Here is a 12,197-nt window from a genome sequence, read left to right as displayed (position 1 = left end):
GTATTTGATTATTCGACATTGGTCAACAGAACGAAACTTTCGGCGGGAACCGTCGTGCGGAAACGCTTCCCCGCAATGCCGCGTTCGCACGGCGCGGGAAATCCGTTTGCGTCGCACGCCCGGTCGCTCTCCGTATAACGGTAAAGAACGCCTCCGGCAAAGTCTCCGGGCAGGACAATCTCAAGGGTGCACGGCTCCTGCGAGAAGTTGACCGCAGCGACGCTGTATGCCGCATCCTTGCGGGCTGCCGCCACGCGCAGCCCCTCGCGCTGCGGGACCTCGCAGGCGAGGACGTCGCACCCGGCGGGAAAATGACGGCACATCAGCGACCAGGTGTAGTACCAGGGCCGCAGTTCCTCCTGCGAAGCGTCGCCGAAGACCTCCTCGCCGAGGATGTTCCACATTCCCCAGATCTTCACGTCCTCCGTGCGGCCCGAATCGCCGTTCGAATGCATGGCGTCGTCGAGCATCCACGCCGCCACCCCCGAAAGGCCGTTGTTCATCACCTCCATCGCCAGCAGCGGCATATCCAGCCCGTAGAAATAGTCGTAGCAGAGCATGTTGCAGTCCGAGCCTTTGGTGAAGGGATGCCCGGCGACCCGACGGTCGTACTCGGCTTTCAGCAGCGAATCCTCCGGCGCCGAGTACTTGTACCCGGCCTCGCCGAGAATCAGCTTTTTCCCGGCCGGGACTTCGGCGCGGATGCGGCGCAGCTTTTCGGCATAAGCCCCGCTGCGCACCTCGTGCTGGCCGGGATAGGCATGCACGTCGTAGATGCCGATCTGCGCGCCGAGGTCCTGCGCGCTCCGGGCCACCCATCCCGCCGTGTCGTACTCCGACGCCGGGTTCTTGTAACTCATCACCACGTCGGGCGCCGCAAGCGACACCTTTCGTTTCAGGTCCGGATACCGGGCCATTTCGGCGTCGAAACGCTGCGCCATCGAGCGCCACAGGTCGTAATCGCCGTCGGTCGAGGCCCAGTTGCCGTCGGGTTCGTTGAAGATGATGAAATGGCGGATGCAGTCGAACCCGAGGTCGCAGACCAGAAAATTCAGGTAATCGACCGACATCTCCACCCATTGCTGCGAATCCTTCATCGCCCACGTCGGCGGATTGTATTCACCGTAGGCCACCGTGATGCCGTTGTCCTGACAATATTGCAGCAGGCGGCGGAGCGACGCGAGGTTGCGCATGCGGTCGTAACGTCCCGTCGCGGCATCGTAATAGCGGTAGGGGCTGTTGATCATGCAGCGCACATAACCCGGGCGCATGAAATCGAGGCGTTCGGAGAGCTTCGCCCAATCGGCGTCGCTCACCTCCGCGCCCCACGCTTCGGCTTCGTCGTAAGGGTCCCACTCGACGCCGTTGCCGACGTAATCCGAACTGATGACCCGGTCGGTCACTTCGACCCGGAGGGCCTGCCCCGCATCGCAGGCGGAGAACAGTACGGCCGTGGCAAGCGCGGGTGTCAGAAATCTTTTCATAATCAATCGTTTTGTTCGGTCAGTAAAATCATCGACTCTCCGGGCATATCGTACTCCGCGCCGGAGCGGAAATCAATCCGCAGGCCGGTGGCGTCGGGCAACAGCGTGTGGTCGCCCTCCGTGCGCATCAGCCCCTCGCCGTAGCGATAGCGGATTGCCTGCCTGAACCGCTCCCAGCCCGGACACTCGATCCGCACGCGGCGCGGTTCGCGCGACACGTTCACGACGGCGACGGTGCGCCGTCCGTCTTTCACGGCGGCGACGGCCTTGACCCCGGCGGCACCCCGCACGTCGGCTGCGAAGAAGTCGCTTCCCGGCCGCAGCGTGCGGCACAGCAGCGACCAGGCATAATACCACGGGCGCACCCGTTCCTCGCCGGCTCCGAAAATCTCGTCGCCGAAGATGTTCCAGAAACCCCATATCTTGAGTTTGTCGGGCGCCTCCTTGAAGTGCATCGCATCGTCGAGCATCCACGCGATGCAGCCCGAATAGCCCGCATGAATCGTCTGGAACAACGCATCGGCCATGTCCGTGCCGTACATAGGGTCGTATACGAACATCTGCGAATCGTCCGTCGAGGCGTTCGGATGCGCTGCGGCCCGGCGCAGGTTCTCGGCCTGCAAAAGCGAATCGGCCGGCTCGACGAACTTGAAGCCGATCTCCCCCATCACGATCTTCTTCCCGGCGGGAACCTCCCTGCGGTAAGCCTCCAGGATACGGGCGTACTCCCCCGAGTTGACCGTGCATTTCGACGGATAGGTGTGGATGTCGTACAGGCCGATCCTGTCGCCCAGCTCATCGCGGCTGCGGCTCACCCACCACGCCTCTTCGGGTCCCCAGATCGCGGCGTCGGGACCGACCAGCTCCACTTTCCCGGCAAGCCCCTCGGCGTCGAGCCGCCCGCGGAAATAACTCACGGCCTTCGCCCACAGGTCGAAATCGCCGTCGGCCGCCGACCAGAAGCCGTTGGGTTCGTTGACGAGGTTGTAGTAACGGATGCAGTCATAGCCCTTTTCGCCGACCAGCCAGGCGACATAGGCCGCGGCGTGGTCCAGCAGCGTGCGGTTGACCGTCCCGGCCCGGGCGTCCATGAGCGATCCGCCCCAGTCGCCGAACATCACCGTCACGCCGCGCGACTGGCAGTAGCCGAGTATGTGCGAGAGGTGTTCGAATCCGCGCATGCGATCGAGCCGTCCGTTGCGCACGACCGAGGTCGTGTTGGTCATCACGCGGATAAAGGCCGGCCGCATGAAATCGAGCCGGGCATAGAGTTTCGCCCAGTCGGCATCGCTGATCTCGACGCGCCCCTGTCCGTAATCGAGGGCATAAGGGTCCCACTGGACCCCGTTGCCGATATAGCCGCGATTGACGACGCTGTCGGCGTCGATACGCACCACGGCGTCGCATTTCCCGGCGGATTCTCCCGCACAGGCCCCCAGCAGCGCCGCCATGCATGCGAGCAGAAGGTTTCCGAAGTTTTTCATAGGCATCGGTTATAAGTCCGCATGCAGGCCGGACCTGCATGCGGACATTATCGGATCATTCGCCGGCTTCCGCCTGCTTGTTGAAGAGCATCACGTAGTTGCGCGGTCCGACGGCGAACCGGTCGTAATCGGTCCAGGGATAGGCCCCCTGCGTCGTCTGCCCGGGCAGAGCGAAGTCGAAGGCGATTCCGGGAACGCTGAGCGTCGAGGAGCCGTAGCTGTAATCCCCCTCCCGCAGGAGCTTCGCCGTGATGGAGACGATTCCCGAGGTGAACACCACGGTTCCGGCTTCGGCGTCATACACGTAGGCGCTTTTGCCGTGGGGCAGCAGGCCGTAATATTTGGTCAGGTCGAGAGCGCCCGTTCCCTCCTTGTTGTAGTCGGCTTTGAGGATGTAATTCCAGTATCCGCCGTCCTCACCGGGCAGGTATTCGCACTCGCCCGTCTCGCGGCCGGCGTCGTCGGTGCCCGTGGCGGTCATTGCCAGGATGTTGTCGGACTCCTTCCCGATCGAATCGTCCCACACCCAGCTCTTGTCCACCGGGTTGACGAACGCGGGATCGGCCGAACCGCCGTAGACCGTCAGACGGCCTACGGAGTAGGTTCCGGCGAGCGAGGTCTCCTCCGGATCTGGCTCCGGTTCCGGTTCGGGATCTACCGGCTCCTCGATCGTCTTCGACGCCTCGGGAACCTCGAAACCGGCCGGCTGCTTCACGATCTCGATGTAATACGTCACCGGATTGCGGGCGAAGACCCCGTAATCGTTGTAGGTGTTGTTCCAGTCCTCCGTGCCTTTCAGGTTGAATTTGAAGGCCTCGGATTCGAGCGTCAGCGGAATCGGCGGCACATTGGGCATCTGGTAGGTGCCCTTCGGCACGAGCGTGCAGGAGGTCTTGTTCCCGTCGGCATCGGTGAAGGTGATCGTCCCGTCGGAATAGTTGCGCAGCCAGGTGCTTTCGCCCTTGGGAATCTGACGGTAGAACTGCGTCAGGTCCACCGGCTTTCCGGTGTCGGGGTTCGACGCTCCGGCAAAGACGCAGTCCCAGTTTTTGGCGTCCTCGCCGGCCCAGTTCATGCAGGTTCCGGTCGTATTGCCGTCGGCGAGAATCTCTCCGAGCGTGAACACCAGATAGTTGTCCATCTCGGCGGCGGGTCCCCGGCCTTCGCCGTTCCAGCACCACGACTTGTCGGTGGGTTTGTAGAGCTTCGTACAGTCGTAAGCGGCGCCCGTGCCTCCGTAGACCCAGAGGTTGCTGATCGTATACGTCCCGGTCAGCGTCTCCGTGAACTCGGTCATTTCGAGCGTATAGGTGCGCGATTCGCCGTTGGGAGAGGTCACGACGATCTGCGGATCGCCCTTCGTGAAGTCGATCGTCCCGCCCGAGGCGACATTGGCCGTGGCCTTATAGGAGAGCGTCAGCGTTTCGACCCGGACCTTCGACATGTCCGCGACCATGTCCGACGCCAGTTGCAGCTCGATGACGCCCGTTTCGGAATCGGTCTCCGTGATGGTCGGCGTTCCGGCCTGACCCTCGAACTTGACGTCGATGATCGACCGCTCGTGGTTCCAGCCGCCGTCGGCGACATCTTCCCACGGATCGTCCTTGCAGGATGCGAAGCACAGCAGGACGAAAGCGCTCAGCAAATATTTCAGCTTGTTCATAATTCTGCGTTTTCTTAAAAGGTTAAAGATTCGGGTTCAGGTCGGACTCGACGGACGGGATCGGATAGAACACCATCTGCTCGGCGCTCAGCCCCTGTCCCTTGGCTTCGGCGATGTCCGTGTGCAGGCGGTTCCAGCGGCGCAGGTCATAGCAGCGGTTTCCCTCGAAAGCCAGTTCGAAACGGCGCTCGTCCATCACGCGCTCCCGGAACGTCTCCTTGTCCAGCCCCGGCTCCAGATCGCCCAGCCCGGCGCGGTTGCGGATGAAGTTCACCAGTTCATACGCCTTGACCGTAGGTCCGGCGGCTTCGGCATAGGTCAATGCGACGTCCGAATAGCGGAGCAGGTAGGGACGCGTGGAGGTTTTGTCTCCCGAGAAATTCGGGTCGATGAATTTGCGGCAGAACGGATAGTTCAGTTTGCCGTCGGCCGTCGAAGCCACCACATTGCCCGCGGCGTCGTACACCTTGTCGACGATCAGCCAGTCGTGACGGCGGTCGCCCGAGGCGAACGCATCGTAGAACGACAGCGCGGTCCGGTACTCGCCCCAGCCGTCGTGGGTCGGGACCATCTGGTCGGAATCGCCCTGCTTGAGATAGATCGTGGCTCCCGAAACATAGGGCAGGTACATCTTCGAGATCTTCGAATACTGCCCCTCCGATTCTCCCGTGCGGTCCATCGACATGATGAAGATATGCTCGGGTCCGGCCGGCCGCTCGACGTCGTAAATATCAAGCAGGTTGTCGTCGAAACGGAAGACCGTCTGCTCGGGATTGTCGACCACCAGTCCGGCGTATTTCACCGCCTCGGCATAGTATTCGTCCACGTCGTGCGACATGGCGGCGTACTGGGGCACGCCGTGCTCCTTGGCCGATGCGATGTAGAGATAAGCCTTGGCCAGCATTCCGTAGGCCGCGGCGCGGTCCGCACGGCCCGTTTCGGGCGCCGCGAAGAACGGCAGCAGCGTACCGGCGGTCTTGAAGTCCTCGATGACGAGCTTCCACATGGCGTCGAGCGACTCGGCGGCGGGGACGGCCGTATCTTCGAGCGTCTCGACAGGCGTCGTGTGGACGGGCACGCAGCCGAAGTTGCGCGCGAGGTTGAAATACGAATAGGCGCGCATGAAATAGGCCTCGCCGAGGAAGCGGTTCCTGCGGCCCTCGTCGATGTTCATTCCCGGCACCTTCTTGATCACGGCGTTGGCACGGTTGATCGTGATGTAGGAGTACTTGTAGAAATTGCCGAGCGTGGTGTTGGTCTTGAAATTGTTGATCTTCCATCCGTCCAGCTCCTTGTTGGCCGCCGCGGCGTCGCCTTTCGGCTCCATGTCGTCGGTGTTCATGTCGCCCAGGAAGACGATCGAACGCGAATATTCGATGTAATTGATCGCGTCGTAGATATAGTTCACGGCCGACTCGGCGTCCGCCTCCGTCTTGTAGAAGTTGTCCTCGGAGTAGAAGCCGTAGGGATACTCGTCCAGATTGCAGGCCGCCAGGAGAGAGGCTCCCCCGAACGCAAGTATAAGGTGTTTGATTTTCATGGTTGGCAATGTTTAGAAGGTGAAGTCGGCTCCGAACGTCCATTTGCGCAGGCGCGGATAGCCGCCCGAATAGATACCCGTCATCCCCACTTCGGGATCGTAGCCCTCGAAGCCGGTGAAGGTGTAGAGATTGTCGGCACTGACGTAGAGGCGTATCTTGCGTGCCGCATCCTTCTTCGAGAAGGGGATCGAATATCCCAGCGTCATGGTCTGGATGCGCACGAACGAACCGTCCTCGACCCACCAGTCGGAGAGCTTGGTCTGGCGGTTGGCGTTCAGCCGCGGGTAGGAATTGGTCGGGTTGTCGGCCGTCCAGCGCATCGGCATATTGCTCGGCTGGTCGAAACGCTTGGTGTTCAGCACGTCGTTGCCGAAGACGCCGTTGAAGAAGATGCTGAAGTCGAAACGACGCCACGAAACGTCGATGCCCAGCGAGGCCATCCAGTCGGGATTCGGGTCGCCGATGATGCACATGTCGTTCTCGTCGACGGTCTCCAATCCGTCGCCGTCGTAAATGTCCACATACTTGAACTCACCCGGCTGGGCGTCGTCGCCCGAAAGGCCGGCGCTCAGGCCCTCGGCCAGCGACTGCACGATGCCGTCGGTCCTGTATCCGTAAAAGACGTACATCGGCTGCCCTACGGCGAGGATATTCGTATAGGCGCGGAACTGTTCGCTCTGGTTGCCGTAATATTCATACTGCATGCCGGTGCGCAGGTCGGTTTTCAGACCGGTCTGCACGGCGTTTCCGAGGCTGAGCACCTTGTTGCGGTTGCGCGAGAAGACGAAGGTGCCGCCCACGCGCCAGTCGCGGTTCTGGAACGCCACGCCGTCGATCGTCAGTTCGATGCCGCGGTTGCGGATCTCGCCGTCGTTGACCCACATCTTGTCGTAACCCGACGAAGGCGCGATGTTGCGCTCGCGCAGCAGGTCCGAGGTGCGCTTGTCGTACCAGTCGAAAGTCACGTTCAGACGGTTGCCGAAGAACGACATGTCCAGTCCGAGGTCGACCTGCGCGGTGGTCTCCCACTTCAGCCCCTTGTTCGGGATGCCGCTCCAAAGCGCATAGATGCCGTCCTGCCCCGTGTAACCCGACTGATAGCCGGGTCCGATGGCCGTCACCCACTTGCCTCCGTTGAAATACTTGTGCTGTCCGTAGCGGCTCAGCGTCTGGTAGGCCGAAATGCCCTGGTTGCCCGAAATACCGTAGGAGGCGCGGATCTTCAGCACGTCGAAAACGTTCAGGTTCCGGATGAACCGCTCCTCGTGCATCTTCCAGCTGAACGCCCCCGAGGGGAAGAAGGCCCACTTGTTGTTGGAGCCGAATTTCGAAGAACCGTCGGCGCGGGCCGTGAAGGTGAAGAGGAACCGGTTGTCGAACGTGTAGTTGATACGCGTGAGGGCCGACACCAGCTCGGTCTTGTAGGAGCCGTTGCCGATCGAATAGGTCTCCGAATCGCCCGCGGCGAGGTTCTCGTTGCCCAGCGATTCGTTGATGAAGCCCTTGGCGGCCAGCGACGAACTGCGCGACTGGTAGTTCTCGTAAGAGTAACCGCCCATCACCGTCAGCCGGTGCTTTTCAGCAAAGGTCCGATCGAACGTGGCGTAAGCCTCGAAAACGATGTTGTCGTCCTTCCAGTTGTCGATCGACCCGTAACCGTCGTTGAACACGCCCGTCTCGGAATACTTCTTCGGGAAATATTTGTCGGTGATCTGCTCGCCGTGCTTGTAGTTGAACTGCGCCATGACGTTCAGGCAGGGAAGCACGTCCCAGTTCACCGAAGCGAACGAGATGATGTCTAACCCCTTCGAATCGTTCTTCTGCAAATTGGTCAGGGCCAGCGGATGCGAATAGTCCTGGGCACCGTACAGCCAGTAATCGCCGTTGTCGTCGTAGACCGGGAAGATCGGGTTGCGCCAGTAGGCCAGTCCGCCGTTGTTGTGACGCTTGTTGCTGGTGATGTTGGCGCTGGCCTTCATGCGCAGGTTGTCCAGCAGCTTGTGCTCGACCGAGAAATTACCGCCGTATTTGCGGTAGGTGTCCTCGATGTACATGCCGTTGTCGAGGTAGTAGTTGGCGCTGGCCTGGAACATCGTGCGGTCGTTGCTGCTCTGCACCTGTACGGTGGTGTTGTTCGACACGGGCGTCGGGCGGAAGACCAGGTCGTCCCAGCGCGTGTTGGTTGTCCAGGTCGTCTGCAACTCCGCAATCGAGGGATAATAGACGCCGTTGGCATTGGTCGCTCCGATGTAGGTCGGCGTCAGTCCGGCGTTGATGCTGCTTTCGTTCGAGAGCATCGCCATCAGCACGGGATCGCGCCAGAGGTTCAGCTCGGAGCTGAATCCCGAAACGGTCGTCTGCTGGCGCAGCGTGATGCGCGTCACGTTCTCCTGCGCCTTGCGCGTGGTGATGAGGATCACGCCGTTGGCGCCGCGCGAACCGTAGATGGCCGATGCCGAGGCATCCTTGAGCACCTCCATCGAAACGATGTCCTGCGGGTTGATTTGTTTCAGGTCGCCGGCATCGCCCCAGGGGAATCCGTCGATGACCACCAGCGGAGCGTTCGAACCGTTGAGCGACGAGTTGCCGCGGATGCGGACCGTCGACGAGGCGCCGGGGTCCTGCGAGGAGTTGACCACCTGCACGCCGGCCACGCGGCCCTGCAACAGCCCGTCGATCGAGTTGGCCGGGATGTCGGTGAGTTTCTCGGCCTTGACCGAGGCCACGGAACCCGTCAGGTCGCTCTTCTTGACCTGTCCGTAACCCACGACCACCACTTCGTCCACGGCCGTGGCCTCCTCGACCAGCACGATGTTGAAAGAGGTGCGGCCGCCGACCTCCACCGTCTGCGTTTTATAGCCGATGAAATTGACGGCAAGGCGGGCGTCCGAAGCCACTCCGGTCAATGAAAAGGCTCCGTCGGCCCCGGTTGTGGTTCCTTTCGTCGTGCCGACGACGACAACCGACGCGCCCGTTACGGCGGCGCCGTTCTGATCCACGACCTTGCCCGTCACGGTCATGCTCCGTGATGCGGACTGGGCGCGGACGTCTCCCGTCCCCCACAGGCAGACCGCCAGCAGGGAGAGAACGATCAGGTAAAATTTCATTTTCATAAGTTTTAGATTAGAGTAGTTTATTGATACGGTCCGGGGCGGTTCCGGGAACTGCACCGGACACTGCAAAGTAACATGCTGCTACGGAAGAACTGTTTTAGAAAATCGCTGATTGATTATACTTTTATGAAAACAAAGCGCAAATGGGCTATTCGCAACGGCATTTCTCCGTCAAATAATTTAATAATTCCTCCAGCCGGCAGGTTGCAACGCCTACATATTTGTCCGCTCCGCCGTAATAGACGTACAGCACGCCGTCGACGACCACATTGCCGGTTGGGAAGACGCAATGGCTGTAAAAACCTTCGGTTTCATAGAAAAATTCGGGTTCGAGGATCGGTTCCGGCGTCCGGGCCAGCACCCGCAGTGGATTCTCCCGGTCGAGCAGCAGCGCCCCGACGCGGTATTCGGCCGTGCCGCCGTCGGCAACTCCGTGGTAGAGCGTCAGCCACCCTGCCTCGGTCAGGATCGGCGGCGTGCTTCCGCCGATCTTCTCCTCCCAGGTTCCTTCGCGGCCGGCGATAAGCAGATGGCTGGGCTTGTCCTCCCATGCCAGCAGGTCGTCGGAGAACTTCAGCCAGATCGAAGGGTATTTCACCCCGTAACGTTCGCCCACGAACTGTTTGGGACGGTGCATCATGGCGAACTTCCCGCCGATTTTCTCCGGGAAAAGGATTACGTCCCGATCGTCGAGCACGGGCGACGTAAGCCGCCCCAGCCGTCGGAAATTCCGGAAGTCGGTCGTCACGGCAAGCCCCGTATTTCCCAGGTTCTGCGCCATGGCGGCCGGCGCATAAGCTCCGCATTGGGGCAGACGCACCACGTCGTGCGCGAAAGTCCAGTACTGCCCGGGGGCATGGGCGCGGTAGGCGTAGGTAATGTAAAACTCGTTGTCGAACTTCACGATGCGCGGATCTTCGACGCACCCTCCGTCGGGACCGTCCGCGCTGGGACCGAATACCGGCGAATCGCCGACACGGCGGAAGTCGAAGCCGTTCTCGCTGACGGCCAGCCCCAAACGGATGACATGTTCCTTGTCGTCGCCGGCGGCGCGGTAGAGCATGTAAAACCGGCCGTCGTCGTAGATGACCCCCGGGTTGCAGGTTACGAGATTCTCCCAGGCATTGGCCGGATTGGGAGCGATGATCGGATTTTTTTCGTATTTCTTCAGTTTCATATCAACGGAATATTATGAGAATAAGCATACACAGAACCAGCAGCACTCCGCCCCATACGCGGTAGTTGCGCCACCAGGAAACCTCCGCGAGCGAGCGGGTTTCAGCCCGGAAATCCGCCGCCGAAAAGGTCGTGTCGATCAGTTTGTCGGGCCGGGGCGCGGGAGCCGTACGGCTTACGGCCCAGATCACCGACAGGCTGAAGACCAGCAGGAACGGCACGATCAGCAGAAAGTGCATCCCGCCGAAGATCTCCGTGCGCCAGAGGAGCATCGCCGCCGCGACGACCAGTCCGGCGATCAGCCCCGCAAAGGCTCCCCGCCCGTTGGCGCGGCGCGAGAAAACGCCCATCAGGAAAGCCGCCACGACGGGAGGCGCAATGTAGGAGAGCATCTCCTGGTAATATTTGAGCAGCGAACCGAAACGTCCGATCTGCGGAGCCCAGAGGGCGGCGATCACGATGATGACCAGCGAAGCCAGCTTGCCGACGCACACCAGCTTGCGTTCGTCGGCCCGCTTGTCGATCTTGGCGTAGAAATCCATCGTGAAGAGCGTCGACGTGGAGTTCAGAATGGCGCTCAACGTCGACGTCAGCGCGGCGAGCAGCGCCGAAAGCATGATCCCCAGTAACCCCGTGGGCAGCAGGCGCAGCACCATCGTCGGATAGATCATGTCGGGTTTCTCGATGCCCGGGAAGAGATGGCGGGCGATAACGCCCGGAAAGACGATGATGAACAGGGTGGCCAGCGTCAGCGCTCCGGCGAACATCACCCCTTTGCGGCCCTCGTCGACGCTCCGCGCGCTCAACACGCGCTGTACGAGCGTCTGGTTGTTGGCCCAGAAATAGATGCCCAGCACCGGCATGCCGACGATCAGCCCCAGCCAGGGCGTGGCCGTATCGGTCAGCGGGCGAATCAGTCTGACGCTCATGTCGCCGCTTTCGAACAGCGACGCGAGGTAGTCGAACCCGCCGTTGGCGAAGCAGGCTCCCGTCAGGATCACCGACCCGACGATCAGAATCACCGCCTGGATCAGCTCGGCGTTGATCGCCGACGAAAGACCGCCCGGAATGGTGTACGAAGCCGCCAGCACGGCGAAGATGATGATGATGAGCTGCAAGTCCGCCTCCGGGAACAACAACTTGATGATCAGCGCGGCGGCATACAGCGCCCCGGCCGCATCGAGAAAGATGTTGCCCACGATGCAGATTCCGGAAAAGTAGTAGCGCGACCGCTTGTCGAAGCGTCGTTCGAGAAACTCGGGAATCGTGAATATCCCCGAACGGATGTAGAGCGGCAGCAGGAACGTGGCGAAAAACACCATCACCACGACACCTGTGAGGTTGTAGTTGAACACGGCCACTCCGGTGTGGTAGGCGTCGCCCGACTGGCCGATGAGCGTCGTGCTGGAGATGCTCGCGGCGAAAAGCGACAGACCCACGATCCACCACGGCATCGTGCGGCCGGCCAGAAAATAGGACCCGGCGTCGGAACTCTTGCCGTTGCGCAATCCCCACCATATTATAAATATAAGGTAAAGGACGATAATCGCGCAGTCGACAAAATTAATCGCAATCGAATTCATGTAAGTCGTTTTAGGATTTTTTTACTAATGCAAAGATATGTACCCGAAAATTTACCGGATTGTATAAGTCGGTTAAACAAGTATACTTTTTTGAATTATTCATGGAGCTTTCTGAATTATTCCTATTTTTGTACCGGACCTGAAACCCTTACC

The 12,197-nt window shown here is 60.7% G+C and carries 7 protein-coding genes; all 7 read right to left on the bottom strand.

The genetic code is table 11. The annotated features are described in order from the left end of the window. Nucleotides 1–8: 8 nt before the first annotated feature. The 7 genes from DWW03_RS02980 to DWW03_RS02950 all read right to left on the bottom strand — a co-directional run bounded on the left by DWW03_RS02980 (nt 9) and on the right by DWW03_RS02950 (nt 12,044). Entirely contained in the window at nt 9–1,484 is a 1,476-nt protein-coding gene (locus DWW03_RS02980) for a hypothetical protein (protein WP_022061518.1), read from the bottom strand. A gap of 2 nt (nt 1,485–1,486) precedes the next feature. Continuing rightward, nucleotides 1,487–2,968, bottom strand: coding sequence for a hypothetical protein (locus DWW03_RS02975; RefSeq protein WP_118406277.1), 1,482 nt, complete (start codon nt 2,966–2,968; stop codon nt 1,487–1,489). Between the two features lie 55 nt (nt 2,969–3,023). Then, a complete protein-coding gene (locus DWW03_RS02970) occupies nt 3,024–4,631 on the bottom strand; it encodes a hypothetical protein (RefSeq protein ID WP_118406276.1) in 1,608 nt (535 codons plus the stop codon). A 22-nt stretch (nt 4,632–4,653) separates the two neighbouring features. Next, nucleotides 4,654–6,171 carry a RagB/SusD family nutrient uptake outer membrane protein gene (locus DWW03_RS02965; RefSeq protein WP_015546134.1) on the bottom strand — a complete coding sequence of 506 codons (1,518 nt, stop codon included), beginning with the start codon at nt 6,169–6,171 and terminating at the stop codon, nt 4,654–4,656. 12 nt (nt 6,172–6,183) lie between these two features. Continuing rightward, entirely contained in the window at nt 6,184–9,285 is a 3,102-nt protein-coding gene (locus DWW03_RS02960) for a SusC/RagA family TonB-linked outer membrane protein (protein WP_118406275.1), read from the bottom strand. 148 nt (nt 9,286–9,433) lie between these two features. Beyond that, nucleotides 9,434–10,462: a glycosylase gene (locus DWW03_RS02955; protein WP_022061522.1), complete on the bottom strand. Its 1,029-nt coding sequence runs from the start codon at nt 10,460–10,462 to the stop codon at nt 9,434–9,436. A 1-nt stretch (nt 10,463) separates the two neighbouring features. Continuing rightward, nucleotides 10,464–12,044: a sodium:solute symporter gene (locus DWW03_RS02950; RefSeq protein ID WP_118406274.1), complete on the bottom strand. Its 1,581-nt coding sequence runs from the start codon at nt 12,042–12,044 to the stop codon at nt 10,464–10,466. Nucleotides 12,045–12,197: the final 153 nt, after the last annotated feature.

Source organism: Alistipes sp. AF14-19 (assembly GCF_003461645.1).
Classification (GTDB): domain Bacteria; phylum Bacteroidota; class Bacteroidia; order Bacteroidales; family Rikenellaceae; genus Alistipes; species Alistipes shahii.
The sequence above is the reverse complement of the archived record's forward strand: the minus strand, read 5'-3'. Positions and strand labels throughout refer to the sequence as shown.